General features: G+C 44.7%; 21 protein-coding genes. 8 read left to right on the top strand and 13 right to left on the bottom strand.

Annotated features, from left to right (window positions below):
• Positions 1–10: 10 nt before the first annotated feature.
• Positions 11–460 carry a TerB family tellurite resistance protein gene (locus AB4329_RS18685; protein ID WP_017060439.1) on the top strand — a complete coding sequence of 150 codons (450 nt, stop codon included), beginning with the start codon at positions 11–13 and terminating at the stop codon, positions 458–460.
• Between the two features lie 122 nt (positions 461–582).
• On the opposite strand, the gene AB4329_RS18680 is transcribed toward AB4329_RS18685, so the two are convergent.
• Positions 583–1,113, bottom strand: a complete 531-nt coding sequence (locus AB4329_RS18680; RefSeq protein WP_017068784.1) for a 3'-5' exonuclease — start codon at positions 1,111–1,113, stop codon at positions 583–585.
• Positions 1,114–1,200: 87 nt separating this feature from the next.
• A complete protein-coding gene (locus AB4329_RS18675; protein WP_372138995.1) occupies positions 1,201–2,739 on the bottom strand; it encodes a diguanylate cyclase domain-containing protein in 1,539 nt (512 codons plus the stop codon).
• A gap of 348 nt (positions 2,740–3,087) precedes the next feature.
• On the opposite strand from AB4329_RS18675, the gene AB4329_RS18670 reads away from it, so the two are divergent.
• From AB4329_RS18670 to AB4329_RS18660, 3 genes are all read left to right on the top strand, one after another.
• A complete protein-coding gene (locus tag AB4329_RS18670; protein ID WP_017060436.1) occupies positions 3,088–3,720 on the top strand; it encodes a DUF2760 domain-containing protein in 633 nt (210 codons plus the stop codon).
• Complete coding sequence (locus AB4329_RS18665) at positions 3,720–5,684, top strand: Hsp70 family protein (RefSeq protein WP_372138993.1); 1,965 nt, start codon at positions 3,720–3,722, stop codon at positions 5,682–5,684. Before AB4329_RS18670 ends, AB4329_RS18665 begins: the two co-directional genes overlap by 1 nt.
• A 153-nt stretch (positions 5,685–5,837) precedes the next feature.
• A complete protein-coding gene (locus tag AB4329_RS18660; RefSeq protein ID WP_372138991.1) occupies positions 5,838–8,678 on the top strand; it encodes an Hsp70 family protein in 2,841 nt (946 codons plus the stop codon).
• 171 nt (positions 8,679–8,849) lie between these two features.
• On the opposite strand, the gene AB4329_RS18655 is transcribed toward AB4329_RS18660, so the two are convergent.
• The 8 genes from AB4329_RS18655 to AB4329_RS18620 form a co-directional block, all read right to left on the bottom strand.
• Complete coding sequence (locus AB4329_RS18655; RefSeq protein ID WP_017065431.1) at positions 8,850–9,065, bottom strand: hypothetical protein; 216 nt, start codon at positions 9,063–9,065, stop codon at positions 8,850–8,852.
• 268 nt (positions 9,066–9,333) lie between these two features.
• On the bottom strand, positions 9,334–9,807 hold the full coding sequence (locus AB4329_RS18650) for a DUF2947 domain-containing protein (protein ID WP_017060433.1): 474 nt from the start codon (positions 9,805–9,807) through the stop codon (positions 9,334–9,336).
• A gap of 152 nt (positions 9,808–9,959) precedes the next feature.
• Positions 9,960–10,547: a ribosomal protein S5-alanine N-acetyltransferase gene (gene rimJ, locus AB4329_RS18645; protein WP_372138990.1), complete on the bottom strand. Its 588-nt coding sequence runs from the start codon at positions 10,545–10,547 to the stop codon at positions 9,960–9,962.
• A gap of 18 nt (positions 10,548–10,565) precedes the next feature.
• Positions 10,566–12,110, bottom strand: coding sequence for a transcriptional regulator TyrR (gene tyrR, locus AB4329_RS18640; protein ID WP_229647229.1), 1,545 nt, complete (start codon positions 12,108–12,110; stop codon positions 10,566–10,568).
• 123 nt (positions 12,111–12,233) lie between these two features.
• Positions 12,234–13,286 carry a YcjF family protein gene (locus AB4329_RS18635; RefSeq protein WP_017068778.1) on the bottom strand — a complete coding sequence of 351 codons (1,053 nt, stop codon included), beginning with the start codon at positions 13,284–13,286 and terminating at the stop codon, positions 12,234–12,236.
• A gap of 14 nt (positions 13,287–13,300) precedes the next feature.
• The gene (locus tag AB4329_RS18630; RefSeq protein ID WP_372138989.1) at positions 13,301–14,674 is read right to left on the bottom strand and encodes a YcjX family protein; all 1,374 of its coding nucleotides are present in this window, start codon (positions 14,672–14,674) and stop codon (positions 13,301–13,303) included.
• Between the two features lie 199 nt (positions 14,675–14,873).
• Positions 14,874–15,059: a hypothetical protein gene (locus AB4329_RS18625; protein WP_004734731.1), complete on the bottom strand. Its 186-nt coding sequence runs from the start codon at positions 15,057–15,059 to the stop codon at positions 14,874–14,876.
• Between the two features lie 164 nt (positions 15,060–15,223).
• A complete protein-coding gene (locus AB4329_RS18620) occupies positions 15,224–16,741 on the bottom strand; it encodes a fumarate hydratase (RefSeq protein WP_102320448.1) in 1,518 nt (505 codons plus the stop codon).
• Positions 16,742–16,995: 254 nt separating this feature from the next.
• Here AB4329_RS18620 and pabB point away from each other — a divergent pair, with 254 nt between their 5' ends.
• On the top strand, positions 16,996–18,375 hold the full coding sequence (pabB, locus tag AB4329_RS18615) for an aminodeoxychorismate synthase component I (protein ID WP_017065426.1): 1,380 nt from the start codon (positions 16,996–16,998) through the stop codon (positions 18,373–18,375).
• A gap of 162 nt (positions 18,376–18,537) precedes the next feature.
• Here the strand turns inward: pabB and AB4329_RS18610 are convergent, their stop codons facing one another.
• Together AB4329_RS18610 and AB4329_RS18605 are read right to left on the bottom strand one after the other, a co-directional pair.
• Positions 18,538–20,256: an ATP-binding protein gene (locus tag AB4329_RS18610; protein ID WP_372138988.1), complete on the bottom strand. Its 1,719-nt coding sequence runs from the start codon at positions 20,254–20,256 to the stop codon at positions 18,538–18,540.
• A gap of 1 nt (position 20,257) precedes the next feature.
• Positions 20,258–20,800 (bottom strand): heme NO-binding domain-containing protein, encoded by a 543-nt coding sequence (locus AB4329_RS18605; RefSeq protein ID WP_017060423.1) that lies wholly within the window; start codon positions 20,798–20,800, stop codon positions 20,258–20,260.
• A 303-nt stretch (positions 20,801–21,103) separates the two neighbouring features.
• On the opposite strand from AB4329_RS18605, the gene AB4329_RS18600 reads away from it, so the two are divergent.
• The 3 genes from AB4329_RS18600 (at position 21,104) to AB4329_RS18590 (ending at position 24,748) form a co-directional block, all read left to right on the top strand.
• Positions 21,104–21,703 (top strand): CoA pyrophosphatase, encoded by a 600-nt coding sequence (locus AB4329_RS18600; RefSeq protein WP_372074218.1) that lies wholly within the window; start codon positions 21,104–21,106, stop codon positions 21,701–21,703.
• A gap of 309 nt (positions 21,704–22,012) precedes the next feature.
• Positions 22,013–23,266: an aromatic amino acid transport family protein gene (locus AB4329_RS18595; protein ID WP_017065422.1), complete on the top strand. Its 1,254-nt coding sequence runs from the start codon at positions 22,013–22,015 to the stop codon at positions 23,264–23,266.
• 120 nt (positions 23,267–23,386) lie between these two features.
• Positions 23,387–24,748, top strand: a complete 1,362-nt coding sequence (locus tag AB4329_RS18590; protein ID WP_017060420.1) for an L-serine ammonia-lyase — start codon at positions 23,387–23,389, stop codon at positions 24,746–24,748.
• A 133-nt stretch (positions 24,749–24,881) separates the two neighbouring features.
• Here the strand turns inward: AB4329_RS18590 and AB4329_RS18585 are convergent, their stop codons facing one another.
• Positions 24,882–26,024, bottom strand: a complete 1,143-nt coding sequence (locus AB4329_RS18585) for an amino acid permease (protein ID WP_017060419.1) — start codon at positions 26,022–26,024, stop codon at positions 24,882–24,884.
• Between the last annotated feature and the right edge of the window lie 376 nt (positions 26,025–26,400).

Genomic DNA, 26,400 nt, shown 5'->3' with positions numbered 1-26,400 from the left:
GGAGCTCGTTATGTTCAATTCTCTCACATCAATGTTTAAACAATTGATTGAAGGCCAGGACCTAAGCAAAAACCAAGGCACATCACCTAATATCGCCATCGCGAGTTTGTTGTGTGAAGTCGCGGGTGCCGACCATCAGATCAATGAATCAGAAAGAGTCGCTAAGCTACAGCTTCTGCAGCGTTTGCTGGATTTAGATGAAGAACAAGCAAAGGTACTGCTCGCGCAAGCAGAGCCGAAAGTAGAGCAATCAGTATCGCTGTATGACTTTACATCGCAACTCAGAGACCTATCTCAGCCAGTGCGAATCGACTTAATCAAAGCGATGTGGGAAGTAGCGCATGCCGACGGGGAAATTGACCCTATCGAAGATTCTGTGATCCGTAAAACAGCAGAACTGCTCTACGTCGACCACTGTGACTTCATCAAGAGTAAGTTAAGTGTTTTAGGCGAAAATTAGTGCCTGAAATAATGAATTGGAAACTGAAATAAATAAAAGCGACGGGTTAAGAAACCGGTCGCTTTTTTGAATCGGTCAACTGAAAGCTGACTAAACAGGGCTGAGAGGAGCTAAAAATTTAGCTACAACATAGTTAATGTGAGTTTCGCAAGATTATAAGCATCGACATAACCCGAGTGCTGACGACCTTCCCACTCAATATTTTTGGCTTCTTGAGCAGCGCGGTGACCAATGCGTTTGTCTTTCAAGCGATTCTGAACACGGTAAAGCGTTGCGATGTTTAAGAACTCGCTAAACGGAGGCTCGATGCCTTTTTCAATACACTCTTTGTGTAAGATAAGGTCGTCACGTCCCCACGCTGCGTAGATTTTTTTGGGACCACCAAAGTTCTTAATCATCGACTTGATGACAGACTCTAATGGGCGACCCTGCTTTTCGATTTTACGAGGTGTAATGCCCGTTAACTCGGCACAGAATAGAGAGACTTCGTCTTTCTCTGGCTTAACGTAGTATTGTGCTCGCTTCACGATAGTACCGGATGCTAGATCAATCTCAGCAAGACCAACTTCAATGATCTCTCCTGTTGTTCCCACACCGTCTTCGCTCCAACAGCACATTTCCAAATCGAAACACACAACTCGATTGTGATTCATACGTCGCCTAATTCTCTCGTCAAAAATTTTGTGAAATTGTACATGAGCCCAATACAGAACTCGACCCTAGTTGTATCAAGTGCTCATTTAGCCTGCAATTGTCACTCGATTTCGGCCATTCGACTTACTTTGATATAGCATACTGTCTGTTTTTTGCAGAATCTCTTCCGTGTTTTCATTAGCGTAAATAGCAGCACCAATACTCAAAGTACAACTGAGCTGTCGACCTTTGTGCTCACAATGAGACTGGCTCACTGTTCTTAGAATACATTGTAAGTATCGTTCTAGGGCTTCATGGTTTGTAATACTAGAAATGATACAGAACTCATCTCCACCTATACGAAACAGGTTATCCCCCTCTTTCAAGCTCACTGAAATCAATTTAATTACATGAATGAGTAAAGCATCCCCTGAAGGGTGACCGAATTGGTCGTTAATGCCTTTGAACTTGTCGACATCAAATCCGATGAGACTAAAGGGTTCATTTCGCTGTATCGCTTTATCTAACATCTTATTGAAAGCACGTCGGTTATAAACCTCGGTCAGGCTGTCGTGGTTGGCTAGAAAACGAAGCTCTTCTGTTCTTTTATCAAGCATTTGATACAGGCGCTCTTTTTCTCTGATCTGCATATTCACGATGTACGCTAACAACAATGAGATGGTTGTTCCGACTAGCGCGATGCCAGTCAACACAAGGTAGCCATAAAAAGAGATGCAGGAATCTATCTTGTAATCGATCTTCCAATTTCGGTTGGTCAACTCGATTGTCTTAGTTATATGGTGCCCTGTTACTCCCTCATAACCTTGAGTTTCAAATAGAATTGGGGAGTCTTCAGCTTCAAACCCGGTATCCGTAACGCGAATGTACACGTCCATATCACCGACGGCAGAGGCTAACAGGTTCTCAAAGTAGTAAGTTGTACGAACCACGCCAATCACAACACCAAGTAGGTTATCACTTTCGCCTTCAAACACAGGGTGATAAACCAGCATGCCTGTCTTAGGCGTATCTTGAGTTAGACCATCTTGAATCAGACGTACTTTGTCCGAGATATTCGCTTGGCGCGTCTGCTTAATATTTTCGATGATCAGTCTAAAACGTTCACGAGAAGAGTAGAAACCAATCACTTTGTCATTGGCTTCGGTATTTGGGTAAATATCAGTCGCGATATAAGCTGGCTCTCCATTTAGAATGTAGCCATAAGCTTTCTCTTCATGTTTAGGGATAGTGAACAACTGGTAAGCCGGATACTTTGCTTCCATTTTCGCGGTATGTTCGGCAATCTCATCTGCCGTAACTTTCTGCATCCACTGCAAGCCAATCAAGCTCTTTGAACCGTTAATGGTTTGCTGTGCAAAACGATCAAACTTATCCCTGTTTTCAGGATCATTTGCGTAGAAAAAATTAGCACCAGAACCAATGTAAGCCACGTCATTAGCGATAAACGCTTCCAAACTCAGTGTCTGGTGAGTAGTAAAGCTATCCAAATTCATATTTAACGCGCGGTTTTGGTTTAACGCGACTAATATAAAACACAACACAGTAATCAAAAAACTGACCAAAAATACGACCAATGGGAGAGTTCGTCTCTTCAACCCTGTAAGTGGGTCGGTAGTGTGCGGCATGTGGCTTCCAAATAGTCTCTAATGAGTTAAAAGTATATAACGGAAGGGAATCATGCTCCATTTCTGTTTAGTCTTAAAACTGACATAAAACGGGCATTGTTTACCTTGCCCTCACATCGACGACCAATATTCGACCGAATCTCGACTAAATTTCAAGCTAACACACCAAAAACCCACTTGATTAAAAACATTAAATACCACTCTTAAGCCTTGAATATGCTAGTATCCATCCATATTTATAGCTTGAAAGTGACCGTTTCGGCTTAGTGCCAATGAGTTTCTTTCCAACCTGTATATTCCTTTTAACCGACGAATATACCGTTAAATCAATTTTAAAGAGAAATCACTATGATCGTTGATTTGAACCTAATCCCACAAACGTTTGATATGCTTCACGCAGGCCTAACTGCATCAAGCGTTTTACTACTGTTAATTGCCGTTTCTCGTAAAACCAAAGTGGTTGAGAAAGTCGTAGAAAAACCAGTAGAAAAGGTCGTTGAAGTTGAAAAGCCAGTTGAGAAAATTGTCGAAGTAGAGAAAGTAGTAGAAGTTGAACGTGTGATCGAAAAAGTAGTAGAAGTTGAATCTAAGCTTGCTACAGCACCAACAGACTCTGCAATGCAGCTACTGTCTATCATGCAGCAAGAAGCGCGCCTTATCGACTTCTTAAAAGAAGACCTAACGTCATTCTCTGATGAAGAAGTTGGCGCAGCAGCTCGTGTTATTCACACTGGCGGTCAAAAAGTATTGGCTGATTACGTAACGCTGTCTCACATCCGCACTGAAGATGAAGAAACACGTATCACTATCGCTGAAGGTTTCAACCCTCAAGAAATTCGCCTAACTGGCAACGTAACGGGCAATGCACCATTCAACGGCACACTAGTTCACAAAGGTTGGAAAGCAACTGACATGAACCTGCCTAAGCTTGCTGAAAACTACGATGCATCTGTAATTGCACCGGCAGAGGTGGAGCTATAATGGAACACCAAAGTCATTCAGCTCAAGAGCCATCTTCTCAAGAGCAAAACCAGGTACCCAAGTTCAGTGTTGGTATCGATTTAGGTACTACACATTGCGTTTTGTCTTACATAGACACAAGCAATGAAGACGCTCGCGTTGAGGTGATGCAAATCCCTCAACTGACGGCGCCAGGTACAGTAGAAACTCGCAGCCAACTTGGCTCGTTCCTATACCAACCGCACGAACATGAAATGAATGCGGGCTCTCGCGTTCTTCCTTGGTCTTCAGAGCCAAAAGCGCTAGTGGGTGCAATTGCTCGTAACCTTGGTTCTAAAACCCCTATCCGTTTGGTAGCAAGTGCAAAATCTTGGTTATGCCACGGTGGTGTTAACCGTCGCGATGCTTTCCTTCCTGCAGGCAGCCCTGAAGAAGTTGAAAAAGTATCTCCGCTTAAGACAACTGAATTGTACCTTGAGCATCTTAAAGACGCATGGAACCACGCAAACCCAGAACACAAACTGGCAGACCAAGATGTAACGATCACGGTTCCAGCTTCGTTTGATCCTGCGGCTCGTGACCTAACAGCAGAAGCTGCACGTAATGTTGGTTTCACTCACCTAACGCTTCTTGAAGAGCCACAAGCGGCTCTGTACAGCTGGATTGATAACAGCAACGACACATGGCGTGATGAAGTAAACGTTGGTGACATCGTTCTTGTTGTCGATATCGGTGGTGGTACAACCGACCTTTCGTTAGTTGAAGTAACACAAGATGACGGCAACCTAAGCCTGAACCGTATCGCAGTAGGTGAACATATCCTACTTGGCGGCGACAACATGGACTTAGCACTGGCTTACCGCTTGAAGATGAAACTGGCGCAAGAAGGCAAAGAACTGGCTCCTTGGCAGGTTCAAGCAATGACTCACGCATGTCGTGATGCGAAAGAAGCACTGCTTAACGATGCTGAACTGCAATCTGTGCCTATCGTTGTTCCAAGCCGTGGTTCTAAACTGCTTGGCGCAACACTGAAAACAGAACTGACTCAGCAAGAAGTTCAACAAACATTAGTGGACGGCTTCTTCCCTAAAGTTGCTGTAACTGAGCACCCTGTACAAAAGACGCGTGGCGCACTGACTCAAATGGGTCTGCCTTACGCTCAAGACGCAGGTATTACTCGTCACATTGCCGCATTCCTTTCTAAGCAAGCGAACGCGCTTTCTGGAAATAGCGAAACGGCTCAGCAAGATTTCAACCCGTTTGCAAACATGCCCGGTATGCCCGGTACAGAAGCGCAAGGGTCAGAAGCGCCAGCGGCAGACTTCATCAAACCAACAGCGGTACTGTTCAATGGTGGTGTTCTAAAATCGAATCTACTTGCTGATCGTCTTTCAGACACGATCAATGAATGGCTAATTAATGCCGACGCTGAATTTGCTAAACAACTTTCAGGTTTAGACTTAGACCTAGCGGTTGCAAGTGGCGCTTCTTACTACGGCGCAGTTCGTCGTGGCCAAGGCGTTCGTATCCGCGGTGGTATCGCTTCTTCTTACTACGTAGGAATTGAAAGCGCGATGCCAGCTATCCCAGGTATGGCTCCTCCGATGGAAGCTTTGTGTGTTGCACCATTTGGTATGGAAGAAGGTTCAAGCGTACAAGTACCTAGCCAAGAATTCGGTCTAGTGATTGGTCAGCCAGTACACTTCCAGTTCTTCGGTTCAACCATTCGTCGTGAAGATGAAGCGGGTACGCACCTTGATCACTGGGCGCCTGAAGAGCTTGATGAGCTTCCTGAAATCCAAGTGACATTGCCGGTTTCTGAAGGCCGTCGCGAAGGTGAAGTGGTTCCAGTGACTTTGGCTTCTCGCGTTACTGAGCTAGGCACCTTACACCTAGAAGCGATTGCTACTGACAACGGTCAGAAGTGGCACGTTGAGTTCGATGTTCGTGAAGACTCGAATAACGACTCAAACGAACAAGCATAATGAATCAACGGCACCTTAGCGGGTGCCGTTACTTTATCAATGCATTTCTCAATCTAGTCCTGCCTGTTTCTCAGGAATGACGTTTACGAATAACAACAATAAGACCAAATCTATCAAAAAACTGGTCATCACTCTGGAAGAATAAGGTTTTGTATGGCAACTCCTCGTTTTTTAGTCGGCATTGACTTAGGTACAACCAATACGGTTGTCGCTTACTGTGAAATCAACGACGACCTACAACACGCTCCCGTTTCTCTTTTCGATATCGATCAGCTCATCGGCCCCGGTGAAGTGGTTCGTAAGCCCCTACTTCCATCGTTTCGTTACCACCCAGCGCAAGGTCAAATCTCCCCTTCTGACCTGACGATGCCGTGGGAACCAAGCCCAGTAAAAGGCGATATCAAAAACGTTATCGTCGGTGAATGGGCTCGTGAACTGGGTGCGAAGGTAGAAGGCCGCCAAGTATCGAGTGCTAAGAGTTGGCTGTCACACCAAGCGGTGGATCGTAACTCCGACATTCTGCCTTGGGCAGGCGCAGCAGATGTCGATAAAGTCTCGCCAGTTGTGGCGAGTGCAAGCTACCTCAACCACATTCGCCAAGCATGGAACTACCGTAACCCGAGCAACAAGCTTGAAGACCAAGATGTTGTGGTTACCGTTCCTGCTTCCTTCGATGAGACAGCACGCAAGCTAACACTCGAAGCCGCAGAACTGGCGGGCTTAGGTAAGATTCTATTACTCGAAGAGCCGCAAGCCGTTTGTTATGACTGGTATGCCCGTCACCAACAAACCGCAGCAGATGAACTTCAACAAATCCCACTGATTCTAGTGTGTGATGTTGGAGGTGGTACCACCGATTTAAGCTTAATTGAAGCCAAATTCGATGCGAACAGCGACGGTAATAACGAGCTCGCACTCGACCGTATTGGTGTTGGTGAACACTTGATGCTTGGTGGTGATAACCTCGATTTAGCCCTTGCCCACCTTGCAGAGCAACGCTTCAATCAAAACAAAAAGCTGAATGCCTCTAGCCTAACCAAACTGATTCAACAGACTCGCGCCGCAAAAGAGAGCCTGCTTTCTGCCAATGCGCCCGATGATGTAAAGATCACCATGCTGGGCAGCGGTTCAAAACTGCTTGGCGGTACTAAGAGTATTGGTTTAACTAAACAAGAAGTCCATCAAATCGCATTGGAAGGTTTCTTCCCGCTTTCTGAGTTTACTGAAACACCCGACAAACGCCGCAGTGCTGTGGTTGAGTTTGGTCTGCCTTACGTGGCTGACCCTGCGGTGAGTAAGCACGTTGCAGAATTCCTAGCAACGCACCAACAAGTGTCTAAAGCCGCATTGGAAAACTCAGACTCTATTGAGTTCGATGACACCAAACCTGCAATTCCAGTTGGCGTGCTGCTCAATGGTGGTGTGTTTAACAGTGAACTGGTAACAGAGCGAATTACTCAGCTACTGGGCAACTGGAACGGTTCTCCTATCACAGTGCTTGATAACCCTCATCCAGATTGGTCTGTTGCCCTTGGCGCGGTTGCCTTTGGTAAAGCACGCCGCGGTGCACAGCTGAAAATCGGTGGCGGTGCTGCCCGTTCTTACTTCTTGCATCTGCAAGAGAAAAACAAGATGGGTAAAGCGCTTTGTCTGCTTGCCAAAGGAACCGAAGAAGGCCAAGAGATACGCTTGAACAGCCGTCGTTTCTCGCTGACTTTAGGTGAGCCAGTACGATTTAATCTTCTGACTTCAACACACGATCAAATTGCTCATGACACCGCCATTCAAAACGGTGTGATGGTCAATGTGGATGCCGACTTGTTCTCCCCTCTCCCACCGTATATTTCTACGCTGGAAGGCTCAGGTACTGCAGAACTTCAAGCCAACCAAAAAGAGCGTGTTGAAGTACTGCTCGCTTGTCAGTTAACCGAAGTCGGCACATTGAAAATGGAGTGTGTGAGTATAGAAGATGACTCTAAGCGTTGGTTGCTTGAGTTTGAAGTAAGAAACAAGCAAGGCGATGAATCTGATACCTCCGCGCTTCACCCAAGATTGGAAGAGTGTAAGGAGTTGATTTCTCGCCTGTACAGCGGCAACAAGAAGAGTGCTGAATCGAAAGAGATCAAAACACTATCGAAAGATCTTGAGAAGCGACTAGGTAAACGCGATGAATGGGACTTCACGACCCTTCGTCATCTATTTGATACCTTCTCATTAGGTCGTAAACGTCGTCGCCGCTCAGAAGCACACGAGAAGAACTGGCTACGTTTGGCGGGATACTCGCTACGTCCTGGCTTTGGCGATCCGACTGACTCATGGCGTATCGAACAGATTTGGGGCCTTTACCAACAGAACATTCAGTTCAAGAACCACCAAGGCTGGACAGACTGGTGGGTATTCTGGCGTCGTGTCGCTGGTGGGCTAAACCAAGAGCAGCAAGAGAGTATCTTGGCGGACATCGCTAAATACCTTCACCCAGGTGCAATGAAGAACCCTAAGACAGCCAAAGATGCGCAAGATAATGGTTATGAAGCCATGGTCCGTTTAGCGGCGTCACTTGAGCAACTTGAGGTTGAAGACAAAGTGCTGCTGGCAAGTTGGTTCTTAAGCAAAGCGATCAACCATAACCAATTTGAACAGGCTCACTGGTGGGCGCTAGGACGATTAGCATCAAGAACGCCTTTGTATGGCAGCCAACACAGCGTAATTCCTAGAGAGCAAGCTGAACAGTGGTTACCAAAACTGCTTGAACAGAACTGGCAGAAAGAGCAGATGATCGCCTTCGCTGCTGTGATGATTTGTCGAAAAACCGGTGACCGTCAGTTTGATATCTCTGACGACTATCGCAATCAAGTGATTGAGAAGCTTAAGCAAAGCAAGGTACCTGACTCATGGTTAACACTAGTGAGTGAAGTGACTGAGCTTTCTGAGAGTGAATCTAAGCGTGTGTTTGGTGATGCGTTACCAAGCGGATTAAGCCTAATCAATAACTAGGTTTGAAAACGATTAGCTTTCGTTGCTAATGGTAAAGAAGCTAGCAAGAAAAGAAAAAGCCACTTTCGATTCGTTGAAAGTGGCTTTTTTATTGGTGGCTTAAGGCTGGTATGTGTAATCGACTTATAGCTTTTTGGTTAAGAGCCTTAGCCGTGTTGCAGTTCATCATTGTTAATGTTTGGTTCCAGTTGGGTTGATAGGAAAATCCGTATTTTCATAAATGTCAGATAGTTTTTTCGGTTTATTCTCTTTTGCTCCTTTGTTCGATTGATTATGAGTTTCGCTTAAAAGCCATTCCTCATGCATTTTTGCTGAATCCAAAAACTCTGGATCCTCCATTGCTTCCTTGCGAAGTTTATTTACACGTTCGAGAGTATCCCAAATCATAATACTTCACCTCCACTAAGGCAGTAATATAAAGATAGCTCAACCCCATGAAACTTCAACTAACCCAATGAGATAGCGATCTCAATTTCGTAATTCACTCGCTTTAAATGAGTGGATATGGTCACCTTTAGTTGGGCTCAAATAGTGGGTCTTTCCCCATGATCTTCGAAGATCATTAGGCACAAAAAAAGCGAGCTCGATGCTCGCTTTTTGTTTTTCTATCTGTTGATCGAAACACCAACACTCACTCGATTAAATCACACCGAGATTAAGCACGGTTACCGATTTTCACCTTGCCATTGGTAGCAAACCAAAGGGCTTCTGAACGACGACGACCGATTAAAATCGGGCCATCATCGTAGAACAAAAAGTTCTTCCAATGCTTCTTGAAAATCGCCCATTTGGTTTCAAGAACATTGTACTTTTCATAACAAAAATAAACAGTTACGTCATCTTGCCAATCAATAAAGTTAAGAATCTCTTCTGGCATTTCAGGCTCATCCGCTTCCCAATGCGCCATCCAGCTGATCTCTTCATTCCAGTTCGATGCTTTGCTTGGCCAGTCTTGCGAGCTCAGTCGTTCTGCGTCTGGGCTTTGAGGGCTCACGTTCTCTTTCCAGAACTGAGAAGCTCTCGCCTGTGTCATTGGCTTAATCTTTTCCAAGTCCTCTGCCGGCAGCGGCATTGACTGGTGTGTGAAAATCCATTTTCTTTGGTATTCGTCCAAAGTTGTGTATGACATCAAAATTCCTCAAATATCTTCTCAGGCTGATGGATTTACCATGCCTATCTGTTCTTTTTGATGCAGTGACGGTTTCATTTTATCTATGTCATCACTGCCTCTAAATCTGTATTTACGCTTAATTGGTACTTACGCCTAATGACTATTGATCTCTATACAGCGCGTCTATCTTCCCAGTTTGGGTTAACTAATGCCGTCAGTATATGGTCTTCCCATTTACCGTTAATCTGTAGGTAGTCTTTAGCAAAACCTTCTCGGACAAAACCAAGATGTTCTAATACACCAGCACTGCGTTCGTTGTGAGGCATGTAGCCCGCCATTAAGCGGTGCATGTTCTGCACATCAAACATGTAGTCTTTGGCCATGCTCAAACCTCTGCGCATGTAACCGTGGCCTTGTGCACTTTGCGCCAATGAGTAACCGACATTACAAGCGTAGAACGGGAAACGCGACAAATTACTGAACGATATGGTGCCTAACATTTCATTAGAGTCAGCGTTAATCAGTAAACAGTAATAGCCTAGCCCCATTTTATGAAGCTCGTTTAACTTAATCAGTCGCTGCGCCCAACTCGCTCTATCAAAGAACGCATCTTCGCGTATCGGCTCCCAAGGTTTCAGGTACTCTCTGTTAAACTGAAAGTACTCGCTGATCATGCCAGCGTCATCGATTTCAGCCGTGCGTAAAATCAGATTACCATCATGCTTATAAATGCGCTCTGGTGTACTCAAATCTTCCATAATCTTGTTCTTATTCGATCAGTTCTTTCTGATACCGTAATCACGAAGCTTATTCGCAATTGAGGTATGAGATACATTCAAACGTTTTGCTAGCTTACGGCTTGATGGGAAAGACTGATAAAGCTTCTCTAGAATCTGAGATTCATAGTCTTTCATGATTTCATCGAGCGAACCATCTAAGCTCAGGTTCGCCATTCCTGCCGTCAATGTTTCAAGCTGTGGCAAGTGGAATTGCTCAACCGTTAGCGTGTCTGAATCCAACTCTGTTAGTGCGCGTAGAACCATGTTGTCTAACTGACGAATGTTGCCCGGCCATTGGTAATTACCAAGCTGGTCGACTAACTCTTGAGTCAATTTTGGTTTTAACATACCTAACTGCTGCGCGTACTTTGCAACGAACAGTTCCAATAGCGGTGCTACGTCGTTTGAGCGTTCACGCAATGCAGGGATAGACAGAGTCAGTACATTCAAGCGGTAAAACAAATCTTCACGGAACGAACCCGAGTCGGCTAATTCAGAAAGACGGTGGCGCGTTGATGCAATAATACGAACATCAGCGTGCATCTCTTCTTCTTCACCAACACGACGGAATGAACCATCTTGTAGGAAACGCAGCAATTTGATTTGTAGATGCGGGCTCATCTCGCCAATTTCATCTAAAAATACGGTACCGCCATTCGCTTGTTCGAAAATACCTTTATGACCTTGCTCATGGTTGAATGAACCCGGCGCATGACCAAACAATTCCGTTTCCGCTACGTCATCAGGCATCGATGCACAGCTTAGAATCAAGAATGGGAAAGACGATCGATTTGAACGGTTATGACACGCTTTCGCCAGCATCTCTTTGCCTGTCCCTGTATCGCCTTCAATTAATAGAGGCTGATCCAGCATAGCCAATTTCTTAGCTTGGCTGATCAAGGCTTTATGGCGATTAGAGACACCAACAAAGTGTTCGAAACCTAGGTTGTTCTGTTCTGGGATTGAATCTGGCGAGTTCATCTCTTGATTACAAGAACGAATCGTCATTACTGCGCTTGCCAGTACCGCTTCGTTGACATCACCACCAAGGTAAATCGGCAGGATCTCAATAGAGAAATCTAAACCATCCAACACGACAACTTCACGATGGCGCGTTACATCGCCTTCGATCCAACGAGCAAAGTTAAAACTAGGAACAAACGTCGCTAGCGGTTCACCGATGACTGCGTCTTCTTGCTTATTAAAAAGGTTCAATGCAGCGTGGTTAGCCATATCGACTGAGCCTTTAAGGTCAATCGCAATAACAGGATCAGGTAGGTTTGCCAGCAGAGCAATCAGCTCTGTGTTATGCCTTTCGCTTGGCATAAATTGGATTTTACGTACATCCTTCACACCTGAAATTCGGCGAATTTCAGCCATAAGTTCACTAAAAGCATCAAAATCGATATCAGGGCAGTTTAGGTAAATAATACCTTTAACATCAATTTCGATTCCTCTTAAATCAATGCTTTTTGAGGCCAAGATATCGAGCAACTCACGTGTTAAGCCGAGTCTGTCTTCACACAATACTTCAAGACGCACAAATAGTCCTATTATAGGTGTCAGGATAAGTTGACAGTAGTGTGGATTAAGCTCTGAGTTCAGTCAAGAAGAAGAGTAAACATATGTTTACTCTTCTTCTCAAACTATTGAGCTTTAAATGCTTTATTTGAGAGTGATACGCTTTATTTCTGAAAGGACGGCTTTGCGGAGGTCTGCCAGTTTTACTTTTCTCTCGTTATGCCAAGGCATAGGTCGAAGCAATGTCATGGCTTTTAGACCCAGTCTTGCAGTAAGAATACCAACACCTAGCCCCTGCCCTGCTCGAGCTGAGACTTTGCCTGCAAGATCCATCGAGACGAGATCCATACTTGCATCAATTGCGAGTTCACTGGCTCCCGCTGCTGCCATGTTGATTAACACCAATTTAAATAGCTTAATCCTAGACCAGTAGCCAAGCTCAATGCCATACACATCAGCAAGCTTGTCGATCATGGTGAAATTTCGCCAAGCCACCAGCAACATATCAGCCGCCGCCAATGGACTCACCGCGACCAAAGCCGCCGATTCGGTCGAAAACTTAGTGACGATTTGAGTCGCTACTTTGTCTTGTTGACTCACGACTAACGCATCGTACATATCCAACACTTCTGCATCACTGTGTGCTGGGTTAATGCTGTTTCGCCACTTATCGTACGAAGGAGACTCAGCGATAATGCCACCTTGCTTGGCGATGTTTTCACAGAACGCTTTGCCCTTGCCGACACTTTGACTTTGGAGTAGCTCTTCACTCTGCTCTTGCACACTAAAGTGATCTTTAAGTGAACGCAGTTTCCACAGCTCTTTGCCTATTGCGCCTAAACCCAATGAAGCAATGGCAGCAATAAAGCCTGCCCAACCTAACGCAAGCCAATCAGCAGTTTGAATTGCGGTAATGACCGATTCAATTGCTTGCCATCCAACTAGGCCAGAAAAAGCGACCAATAAACCCGTTCCAAACCACTTCTTCTTTTTGCTCGGTCGAATCACTTGTTCCAATTGCTGCTCAGCTTCACCATCAAGTTCGGCTTCCACTTGCGGTGCGACAGGGACAAATTTCTCTTGCTCTGTGAACAGTTGTTGAGCACCTAAATCCGGGCCAACGTCGGTCTTGTCTTGCTCATCAAAAGAGGTCTTCAACGGTTCATTAAAGACCTGCTTTGTTTTTAATTCACTCATTTTGATTGCCTCAATTACTTCAACTTGTCGCCAATGAGATACTCTAAAACCTTGTCGACTCTTAGATGTTGGCAAGGCTCATCGGAATGTTGCTCCATCGGTCTAAAGCTCGTGAAATCAAACTGGTTGGTTTCCCAATACTGTTTGTTGGGCAACTTACGCGGCACCTCTCCCGGATACATGGTTTGAGGGACATTATCCAAAGTCACACCTTGCAACGCCGGAACATTGTCTGAGCCAGACGAGATATAACCCGCGCTGGTCGCTTGAATAGACGCGATACTCATACAACTCATGTCGATGTGTTCAAACGCCGCCTGCTGCCAAGCCGGATGTACCATCTGTTGTAACAGTGACACCAAGTTCGGATGTTGATCCGGTGTCACGTGGTCAGCCTTGGTGGCTGCAAACAAGATCTTGTCGATCTTCGGCGCAAATAAACGTCTTAAGATATTGCTTCGACCGTACTTAAAGCTCTTAAGTAACTGTTCTAACGCGCCACGCATATCCATGAAAGAGTCATAGCCCGCATTAAGTGGCTGTAAGCAATCCACCAACACGATTTGTCTGTCGAACGTCGCGAAGTGATTCTTGTAGAACGCTTTCACGATCTTCTGTTGATACTCTTCATAACGCGCTTTCAGTACCGCATAGTTACTTGTTTTTGAGAACTTACCCTCAGGTGCGAGACAGGGGAAGAATTGCAACACAGGCGCGCCTTCAAGCTCACCCGGTAATACGAATCGACCCGGTTGTACCCAATGCAGTCCGTTACTTTTACAAGTATGAAGGTACTGGGTGTAGCTATCGGCAATCGCGACCAGTTTCTTTTCGTCCGCTTCTGCTAGTAAATCGATATCACCACGCATTACGTTCCACTGTTGCGAGTAAGTTTCTCTGTCGCCTTTCAATGCGGCAAACTGAGATTGGCTCCAGGTATCGAAGTCCATATCCAGTAACGGCAAATCAAGCAACCATTCACCTGGATAATCGACAATATCGAGATAAAGGGTGCTGTTTTTACTCAGTAGCTTCTTTGCGCCCTTCGCAGGCTTATATTTGATGGCTAAACGAATCTCACTGACATCACGCGTTGGTACCGGCCATTCTGGTGGCTGTGCATTCAACGACTCCATCGCTTCATCATAAGAGAAGCGTGGAATCATCATGTTGTGTTGCGGGATGCGCTTTGCGCCAATAATTCTTCCATCTCTCGCAGATGCAAGCAGTGGCAAGTTTTTGTGGGTAGACGTATGAAGAAGCTGATTAACCAGCGAAGTAATGAATGCTGTCTTACCCGCACGAGAGAGCCCCGTGACCGCTACTCGAATATGAGAATCCGTTCCTCTGCTTATAAAGTCACTCATTTCTTGAGTTAGGTGTTTCATTTGAACGACTCCGTGATAGTTAGGCTAGCTGGTTATGATAATAGAAAGGCAAGCCTATGTTCTTTCCCCGTTGGGATAGTTTGTATGCTTTTGCTTATGTTGATGAGTATGCAATACACATTCTTAATGCTAGATGAATAAAAGCCCCTGACTACATTCATAATCAGGGGCTTTAGAATTTTTGCACGATATCCGACGTCTAATCGTCTTCAATCAACTTGTAGATAACAAACAGTGCAATCTCTGCAATTAGCCAAAGCGCACATGTAATCGTCACGTATTTATTATCAAAGATACTGATCCCTTTCAAGATCAGGTCGTAGCCAACAAAAGCACCAATCACCACTGCCAAGATAATCTGTAGGATCTGAATAAAACGAGGCATTCCTCTCTCCTATGTTCTTATATCAAACTATGTGTTTATCACTATATCATTGATAATAAGACAAAAGTGCAGATAATGCTGCACTTTTGTCTTTAACTTTCTGTCAAAAATTGCAATTCAAACGCTGAAGTTAGCGACAATTACGATTTTTTGGCGTCGATTAATTACGCTTTCTCAGCTTCAGCAATCTTCACTTTCCACGTGTCAGGTCCGATCTGGTGTGCGTTCACGCCGTTAGAGTCAACCGCTACCGTTACAGGCATATCTTCAACTTCAAACTCGTAAATCGCTTCCATACCGAGATCTTCAAACGCAACAACGCGTGCTTTTTTAATTGCTTTTGCGACTAAATAAGCTGCACCACCAACCGCCATTAGGTAAACCGCTTTGTGCTCTTTGATTGATTCAACCGTTGCAGGGCCACGTTCCGCTTTACCGATCATGCCCATAATGCCAGTTTCGTTCAGCATCATGTCAGTGAACTTATCCATACGTGTTGAAGTTGTTGGGCCCGCAGGACCTACCGCTTCATCACCTACAGCATCAACAGGACCCACGTAGTAAATGAACTTGCCTTTGAAATCAACGCCGGCTGGTAAGCCTTCGCCGCTTTCTAGCATGCCTTGAATACGTTTATGAGCAGCATCACGACCGGTTAAGATCTTACCTGACAGAAGAACCGTTTCGCCGGTCTTCCACTCTTGTACGTCTTCTTTAGTCACTTCATCAAGGTTAACACGACGTGTATTTGCGCCCGCTTCCCAAGTGATGTCTGGCCACTCTTCTAACTTAGGTGGCGTTAGCTCTGCTGGGCCGCTGCCATCTAGTGTGAAGTGAACGTGACGCGTTGCTGCACAGTTCGGGATTAAGCAAACTGGCTTAGATGCTGCGTGTGTTGGTGCTGTTTTGATTTTTACGTCAACCACAGTCGTTAGACCGCCAAGACCTTGTGCACCAATACCTAGCTTGTTTACACGGTTGAAGATGTCTAGGCGAAGCTCTTCTTCTGCGTTCTCAGGGCCTTTTTCGATAAGCTCTTGAATATCGATGTGTTCCATCAAAGATTCTTTCGCTAGTACCGCTGCTTTCTCAGCCGTACCGCCAATGCCTATACCTAGCATACCCGGTGGACACCAGCCTGCACCCATTGTTGGCAGCGTCTTCTCTACCCATTCTGCAATATCATCAGAAGGGTTCAACATAACCATCTTGGTTTTGTTCTCAGAACCGCCGCCCTTAGCCGCGATTTGAATTTCAACTTTGTTGCCTGGAATCATATTAATGTGGACAACCGCTGGTGTGTTGTCTTTGGTATTAATACGCTTACCTGCAGGGTCCATTAGGACAGATGCACGCAATGGGTTATCTGGGTTGTTGTAAGCTTGACGAACGCCTTCATCAACCATCTGTTGTACTGTTTGATCCGTTTCCCACCTAACATCCATACCGATGTTCACGAAACAAGTAACAATACCCGTATCCTGACAAATTGGACGATGGCCTTCCGCAGACATGCGCGAGTTGATAAGAATCTGAGCGATCGCATCTTTAGCTGCTTGGCTCTCTTCTTTCTCGTACGCTTTTTCTAGGGCTTGGACAAAGTCTAAAGGGTGATAATAAGAAATGTACTGAAGTGCGTCAGCGACACTGCTGATCACATCTTGCTTACGAATAACCGTCATTGCATGCCTCTTTATTGTTCTGGTTCCATGTGGGTTCACAGTTTGACTATATGTGCCAAATCGAATTAGGTGGTTTAGCTTTTTATTGTGTTGAGCTGTATTTAGTTGCTTTAGCAATCGCTTGCATAGCTTTAAACTAAACCACTTGGATTACTCCGTTCTAATCAAGAACCCATTTTATTTTCAATTTATGATACTCTTGCTTCCTCTCACACGCCATGCAGTGATCGAACTCTTTGTCACAAATTAAACAAATGAATAACAACGAATTTCGCTCTATCCAAATCAAGCCGCTTGAATATCAATCAACTTTAGCTAAACAGCTGTTTTCCCATATTGAAAACCTGCCGTGGGCAATGCTATTACGCTCCGCTTCAGAAAGCCACGTTGATAGTCGATACGATATTTTAGTTGCTCAACCCATCGCCACCTTCGAGACAATCGGTGCAGAAACGACCGTTAATGTTAATGAGACGTGCGAGGTTTCAGACTCTGATCCTTTCGAACTACTCGACCAATATCAGCAACAATTATTGCCTGCGACTAAAGAGCACACTCAGTTGCCATTCGTTGGCGGCGCTTTAGGCTATTTTAGCTATGATTTAGGGCGCAGAGTCGAGACACTTCCATCACTCGCAAAGCGTGATATTGAAGCACCTGACATGGCAGTTGGCTTGTATGAATGGGCTGTTATCGTTGACCACCAATTGAAAACGGCGTGTATTGTCGGTAGCAATATCGATGAACATCATGATTGGCTAATGCAGCAGATGGCTCAATCACACCTATCACATGCGCCCTTTGGGTTAACCACACCGTGGCAATCCAATATGAGCGAAGAGAGCTACGCCACTAAGTTCGATAGTGTTCAAGAGTACCTGTTATCCGGGGACTGCTATCAGATTAACTTAGCTCAGCGCTTCAATGCCCAATACCAAGGTAGTGAATGGCTGGCTTATGACAAGTTAGAACAGTACAACTCAGCGCCCTTTTCGGGTTTTATCCGTTTGGCCGACTGCGCAATCATCAGTGTTTCGCCAGAGCGTTTCTTAGAACTCAAAGACAACGTCATTGAAACCAAGCCAATCAAAGGCACACGACCTCGTTCTGAGGACCCGATGATTGATAATGCCAACGCGCAAGACCTAGCAAGTGCCGATAAAGATCAGGCGGAAAACTTGATGATCGTCGACCTACTTCGTAATGACATTGGCCGAGTAGCAAAACCGGGCACAGTGCATGTACCAAAGCTCTTCGATATTGAAAGCTTCCCTGCCGTGCACCACTTAGTGAGCACGATACGAGCGGACCTTGATGACCAATACTCTGCAACTGACCTTCTGAGAGCCTGTTTCCCTGGAGGATCGATTACTGGCGCACCAAAAGTTCGCGCGATGCAGATCATTGAAGAGTTAGAACCGCATCGACGTTCAGCGTACTGCGGCAGTATTGGCTACATCAGCCGAAATGGCAGAATGGATACCAGTATTACCATTCGTACATTAGTCGCCGAGAACAACACGCTTTATGCTTGGGCTGGCGGTGGTGTGGTATTTGATAGTGATTGTGCTTCTGAATACCAAGAAACACTGGATAAGCTGAGTCGAATTCTACCGGTACTTGAAGATTGCTAAACCTAGTGTCATTAACTGCGAGTTCCGCGACTTAATGACGAGTTCCGTAGCTTAACGGCTAGCAAAAGTTCGATATAAAAAGAAACCGAAGGATCGTAAGATCACTTCGGTTTTTTAGTCTGTAAGTTAGAGTACATAACTCACAACGCTTTATTCGCGTGTTTAAGCGACCTTCACCGCTGAGACACCCCACTTCTTGAGCATCTCTTTCAGATCGTTGGCGGTGTAAGGCTTACTCAAAATGTCATCCATTCCACACTGAATACAACGTTCGCGTTCTTCCAATGTCGTTCCGGCGGTCAGTGCCACAATAGATTTAACGTAACCCTTCTCTCTTAGCTTCTCTGTTGCTTCAAACCCGTCCATAACAGGCATTCTGCAATCCATGAATACAATGTCGTATTCGTTGTCTGACGCGAGCTCAAACCCTTCGACACCATTGCTTGCGATAGCTGGTTCAATCTCATGTTTACGAAGCATCTGTTGGATGATGATCTGGTTCATCTTAATATCATCAACCACCAGCACTTTAAGTAGTGACAATTCCGCCTCATACTCAAAGCCCTTGGCGACACTATCACTCTCTGCCGGAACATCGACAACTTGAAGAGGAATCGAGATGGTAAAGGTCGTGCCTGAGCCAACAACACTGGTCACCCCAATATCGCCATTCATCAGAGCCACCAGTTTGCGACAAATCGCTAAGCCAAGCCCGGTGCCCTCATAGTTTCGGCTACTTGAGTTATCTGCCTGTGTAAAAGGTTCAAATAGCGTCTTATGTGCTGATTCAGCAATTCCGACTCCAGTATCTTCTACAGAGAAAACAAATTGGTTTTTGTCCCATTCGATATCGACATTCACATGTCCTTCTTCTGTAAATTTAATCGCATTACCGATTAGGTTCACAAACAGCTGAGTGATGCGCTCTAAATCACCTTGGAAATGGGAGGGAACATTTGACGCAACACTGATATTAAATTCAAGCTGCTTCTCGATTGCTCGATTGACGAAAATACTATCAATCGTGTTTCGCAAGTCATTCAGGGCAAATTTCTTTGGAATAAGCTCTAACATCCCTGCGTTAATTTTGCTGAAATCTAGCAAGTCATTAATGATGGTTCTGAGAAACTCTCCAGACTGGCTCAGGTTGTTCACTATTTCACGCTGAGAGCTGTTCAGTTCCGTATCACTGATCAACTCGGCACTGCCTAGCAGGCCATTAAGCGGTGTTCTTAACTCATGGTTAATCATCGCCACAAAATCACGAGTTGCCCTTTCGGACTCTTCCGCTCGTTTACGTGATTCAATATTTCGGTTGATTGCTAGTTGATGGGTTAAGGCACTGCAGATAAGGTCCGTGACCAACAACAGTTGGCTTTGGATAAACTCGTAGTCTTGGTCTAACAACCTGACTCTGACGATTAACGCACCAACTATGACTTTTTCAACCTCTAAGGGCACGGTCAGTAGGTTGTCTTGCCAATGAGGTTCTTGAATGTCTTGCTCTAGCACCTCAACGGTTTCATCGCCATAATCATAGGTCTGCAACTGTGGGATGAGCTTGGGAGGCAGAATCAAACGGCTGGCTTCGATTAGGTAGCTGTTAGTCACGTTGGTCGTTAATTCAGATAGCATGACATCATCGAGATCATTTCTTAGAAACGCGCGCCCAAAATCAATCAACAGGTTGTCGATTTGTTCTTGGAATTCAATGCGGCGTATATTCGCGTTGGAGCGTTTTTCTAACTGACGCAAAGCAAGCTCAAGCTGTTGGTTAGCCTCGAACAGTTCGAGGCTCTTCTGTTCCAACAATCCTTCAGCCGCTTTCCTTGCCGCGATTTGACGCTTAAGCTTCTTCTCTAGGGCAGATGCCAGATCCATATTACTTTTCTACTTTGAGATTAAACCTAACCACGCTTTGGTCATCATTTTGTGGCGTCATCTCCACCGCGATAGATTCACCGTGGTATTCAGCACATCCTTCAATAAGCCCTAAGCAAACATGAGACATACACCTTGCGCTTTTGTAGTCAAAAACAAGTTGTGCTTCGGTCGTGGTGATAAAACTGAATTCAGGTGGCTCAGCATCTGGATAGAGCTTCTTCACTTCAACATGAATGTAACGCTCTACGTGCTGAATAAATTGAAAGGTGGTATTGCTGTGAGCAAGGCTCGCTTTATTCGGTAATGAGGCCAGTAAGTTCTTAAATACAGACTGCCCAAACACGCGTTGCAAGCTTGCCGCATCAATATCGGTTTTCTTACTCAAGTTGATAATCAACCTGACAAGGTCTTTGTGGTCGTAACTGCCGACCGACGTATAGATCCCTTCATCTTCTGACATTTCTAGAACTTCTTCCAAAAGCTCTAGCCCAAACTTGTCTTCAACAAGCTCTAAAAATTCAGTGAATATGATTCCTTTCATCTCATACCTTTTCTTCTATTTCTTTTTAGAATGGTCCACTAAGTTATTGTTATCAAATTCTTAAACAAAAAATCTACGTTTCGTCACCCAATTTTATGACATGGGTAACGCTTACTCGCCTGTATGCACATATTGAATATAGCAAAAATCGTCATTTTGAGGAGATTCATCGGTAAACAGCCTCTCATGACGCCCAATTGATAACTAAAAGAGGGAAAGTGAATGAAGAAAAACTCGATATTGGTAATCAACCCACGGTTATGTCTATACTTAAAATCATAATAATCAATATATTGGCTTGATATGAATAAAGAAAACTTCCTTCAGCAATTCCAACTTAACCCTACCGTTGGCTATCATCCTGAGTCAGTAGAGCGTGTTTCGCACATCAGTGGCGAGCAATTACGTAAAGCGGCAGTGGTGGTAGGTTTAGTTGAAAGAGAAGATGGTTTACATGTCATTTTTACTAAAAGAGCGGCTCATTTAAAGCATCACCCCGGCCAAGTCAGCTTTCCTGGTGGTAAACACGAACTTTCTGACCCTTCTATGCAATTCACTGCACTCAGAGAGCTCCATGAGGAGGTGGGAATTCGATCGGATCAAGTTAAAATTATTGGGCAATTACCTGCATTGAGTACTATTAGTAAATTTTCTGTGACGCCGATTGTTGCCATGGTCGATCCTGACTATAAAGCCATCATCGATGAGAACGAAGTTGCCTCAATTTTTGAGGTGCCCGCTACCTATGTTTTAGACCAAGCCAAGTTACACAGCCACACTGTTAACTTTAAACAAATCAAGCATCGAGTTTTTGCTATGCCCTTCCAAGAGCACCTAATTTGGGGCGTTACGGCGCAAATCATCCATTCACTGCAGCAACATGTAGTGCAACAAATTACATAGCAACTACGTTTTGTTTAATCTCTGTTAACAAAATCCAGACTTTCTATGGAACAGATTTATTAATGCAATTTTGCGCAAACGTTTCCCTGGTATAAATCTATACAACCCCGCCTTTCGCATAAATAAAAGTAATACCAAGCATAAACATAAATCACCTGTGGCACGCTATTTTCGTGATCAAAAATCCGTTTTTCGCATATCATGTGACACGCCGTTTCATTACATGATTTAGATCTATTTTTTGCAGAAGAAAATTCTGCAGAATTAGCCCCGACTTATTTCCTGTTCCCAAAAAATGAGTAATTTAACATGAACACAACAACTTCTTCGGCAAATGCCGTTAAAGATTCAAGCAAGTTTAACTATAAAGATTTTACCTGGTGTTTATCACTATTCGGTACAGCAGTTGGTGCTGGCGTACTATTCCTTCCAATCAAAGCTGGTGCGGGTGGTTTTTGGCCATTAGTTATCCTAGCTCTAATTGCGGCACCAATGACTTGGTTCGCACACAAATCTCTAGCTCGTTTCGTACTGTCTGCTAAAAACCCTGAAGCTGACATTACAGATACAGTAGAAGAACACTTCGGTAAGACTGGCGCAAACCTTATTACTTTCGCTTACTTTTTCGCTATCTACCCAATCGTTCTGATTTACGGTGTTGGTATCACAAACACTGTTGATTCTTTCCTAGTAAACCAAATGGGTATGGAATCTATTCCTCGTCCTCTTCTTTCTGGTGCACTTATCCTTGCTATGACTACAGGTGTTGTATTCGGTAAAGATCTGATGCTGAAAGCGACTTCAGCAATGGTTTACCCACTAGTATTCATCCTACTAGCACTGTCTTTCTACCTAGTTCCGGATTGGAACACTTCAATGATGGAAGTAACACCTGAATGGTCAACAATGCCTTCTGTTATCTGGCTTGCAATTCCAATCATCGTGTTCTCTTTCAACCACAGCCCAATCATTTCACAGTTCTCTAAAGAGCAACGTCGTGTATACGGTGAAAACGCAGTTAAGAAAACTGACGCGATCACTGGCGGCGCAGCAATGATGCTGATGGGTTTTGTAATGTTCTTCGTATTCTCTGTAGTTCTTTCTCTATCTCCAGAGCAACTAGCAACAGCACAAGCACAGAACATCTCTGTTCTTTCTTACCTAGCAAACGTACATGAGTCTCCACTTATCTCTTACATGGGTCCTCTAGTAGCGTTCGCAGCGATTACTTCTAGCTACTTCGGTCACTTCCTAGGTGCTCACGAAGGTCTTGTTGGTCTAATCAAGTCTCGCTCTGGTTCTTCAATCTCTAAGATTGAAAAAGCATCTCTAGCGTTCATCGTTGTTACAACTTGGATTGTTGCGGTAGTTAACCCAAGTATCCTAGGTATGATTGAAACAATGGGTGCTCCAATGATTGCAGCTATCCTGTTCCTAATGCCTGTGTTCGCGATGCAGAAAGTACCAGCTATGGCTAAGTACAAAACTTCAGCACCTGTGCAAATCTTTACAGCTTTATGTGGTCTAGCGGCTATTAGTTCTGTAATCTACGGCGCTCTTTAATCTCAAGCCCTTTTTATAAGATGGCATCCATCTTATATCGCGAGATTAGACAAAAAATATAATGATAATAAATGAGCCTCCCTACTCCCCTTGGGAGGCTCTCTTTTTGAGGTAATCGCTATGATTAGTGTATTTGATATCTATAAAATCGGTGTTGGTCCATCGAGCTCACACACAGTTGGACCAATGAAAGCGGGTAAAGAATTTATTGATGACCTACGTTCAATGGGAAAATTGCGCGACATCACTAAAATCACCGTGGACGTATATGGATCACTATCACTGACAGGGAAAGGTCACCACACAGATATCGCAATCATCATGGGTCTTGCTGGCAATACTCCTGAGCGTGTTGATATCGATTCTATTGCTGGCTTCATTGCTCGCGTAGAAGAAACTGAGCGCCTTCCTGTTGGCATGCACTGTCATACAGTATCGTTCCCACGCGATGGCGGTATGAACTTCCACACTAGCAACCTTTCTCTACACGAGAACGGCATGAGCATTCATGCATGGGTTGGTGACGAAGTTGCATACTCAAAAACGTACTACTCAATTGGTGGCGGTTTCATCGTTGACGAAGAGAACTTCGGCAAAGAAGAAGAAAACCCAATCAAAGCACCTTACGAATTCACAACAGCTGAAGAGCTGGTTAATCAGTGCAAAGAAAGCGGTCTTTCTATCAGTACACTGGTTATGAAAAACCAAGCAGCGTTCCACTCAGACGAAGAGTCTCGCACTTACTTCGCTAACATCTGGAAAACTATGCGTGAGTGTATGGATCGCGGTATGAATACTGAAGGTATCCTGCCTGGTCCACTACGTGTACCTCGTCGTGCAGCAGCACTTCGCCAACAGCTAATGACTTCAGAAAAAACAACCAATGATCCAATGTCGGTTGTTGACTGGGTAAACATGTTTGCTTTCGCAGTAAACGAAGAAAATGCAGCTGGCGGTCGTGTAGTAACGGCACCAACAAACGGCGCATGTGGCATCATCCCTGCTGTATTGGCTTACTACGATAAATTCATCCAAACAGTGACAGAGAAAGATTACATCCGTTACTTCGCAGCGTCTGGCGCGATCGGTGGTCTTTACAAGCGTAACGCTTCTATCTCTGGTGCTGAAGTTGGCTGTCAGGGTGAAGTTGGTGTGGCATGTTCTATGGCTGCTGCTGGTCTTGCTGAGCTTATGGGTGGTAGCCCTGAGCAAGTATGTATGGCTGCAGAAATCGGCATGGAGCACAACCTAGGTCTAACATGTGACCCAGTTGCTGGCCAAGTACAAGTACCATGTATCGAGCGTAACGGTATTGCTGCAGTTAAAGCAATCAACTCGACTCGTATGGCACTTCGTCGTTCTTCTGCTCCTACTGTTTCTCTAGATAAAGTTATCGAAACAATGCTAGAAACAGGTAAAGACATGAACGCTAAATACCGTGAGACTTCTCAAGGTGGTTTGGCTGTTAAGGTTGTTTGTTGATAGCCTTTGAATCAATCTGTTTTTAATCAGCAGATAATAAAAAGGAACGCCGATGCGTTCCTTTTTTGTATCTGAATTCCGGCCACTTATATCTAAGATGCTCGATTCGCATCTTAGATAATGGACCAAAGAACTAGATCACTTGTGAGATAAGCAGGAAGCAACCAAACAGCAGTGAGAACAACATCATTGCGCTGCCACCTTCTGCTCGGTATCGGTCATCAGCAACTTTCATGAAACGCTGTTTGTGGACCATAACCAGAGGAACAAACACCGCTAGGAACACCAAGATGATACCTGCGTAATTCAGTACTTGTAGGAACTTGTCTGCCGCAAGCAATGAACCAGCCAACGGCAAGATAAAGCTAATGCAGTACGTTACCGCTGTATTTTGGTTGAACATGTCTTTGTTCTGGTTGAACAACGCCATCGCCACACCAAAGAAAGAGGTCAACAACGCCAAGCCCGTGAAGGTAGACAGAACGTTACCCACCCAAGGAGACTGAGCCTCAAACGCCGCCATCAAATCTGATACGTTCTCAAAGCTTCTGAATTGCTCTTCACTCAAGTTGCCCACTACCGCAAACAACCAACACAAGTAACACACTAATGGGATCAGAGAACCGATGATCACCATGTTACGCAGCTGTTTGTCTGTCGCTTCGTGGTTGTAAGAAACCAAGGTTGGAATCACCACCATAAAGCCAAAGCTCGTAAACAGGATGGCACTGGTTTTGATTAGGTCAACGTGGTCATGGCTGGTTACCTGCATCAAGTTTTCTTGAGTCATGCTCGGCGCTAAGAAGGCCATGGTTGCAAACAAACTAGCAAGCATCACGAAGAACAATGCTCGATTGAGCTTATCAATCACACCAGTACCACTTGCGACTACTGCGCCAGCAAGCAAGGTAAACACGGTTTGGCTGGTAGTCGCGGTAATTTCGACGCCAAAGTTAGACAGTAACTTACTCAGCAAGTCACCTGCGCCCAGAATGTAAGCCATTAATAGGCAAATCAACAACGCGTATAGCAAGCCGTTGGTAAGCAACTGACCTTGTTTACCCAAGGTTTTTCGGGCAATAGAGTTTAATCCTAGACCGCCACCCGCTTTGATGGTCGCTTCTAGAAGTAGTAATGCTGCGTAAGTCGTACCGAAACAGATCAGTACCATAAGCAGTGTGCCGTAAAGCAATCCGAATTGAGCTAATACCATTGGGATCGCAAGCATACCAGCACCGAGAGCGGTACCAGCGATAATTAGGGAGCTACCCATCATTTTAATATTCATTGTTTTTAACTTATTTGTTTAGTTTTTATAGATGTGAGTCTTCGTTCATCGAGCGGATGACAAAGGAGTTCAGATAGAAATAAAGTTATAAAACGAATAACAATAGGAGCGATAAGCGGTAAAGAAGCGTGCAGAGACGTTGTCGAACAGGGCGTTCAAAGGGGAGCTTGTCTTAAAAGAGGTAAAACGAGAAGCGTGAGTAAGCATTAACTGATGTGGTGAACCTTCCGTAGGTTCAATAATCGGTGATGTAATCTTGAATTTCATGTATGTGTCCAATAAGTCACATTCCATAGTATTTGAAGCAGCGTATCCGTTGCTGCCCTACCTCTATCATAGAGGTCTTTTCATCTTATCGAATGAG

The organism is Vibrio sp. 10N.261.54.A5, from assembly GCF_041471145.1.
In the GTDB taxonomy this organism is placed as follows: domain Bacteria; phylum Pseudomonadota; class Gammaproteobacteria; order Enterobacterales; family Vibrionaceae; genus Vibrio; species Vibrio crassostreae_C.
This window is presented reverse-complemented; position numbering and strand designations above follow the sequence as displayed.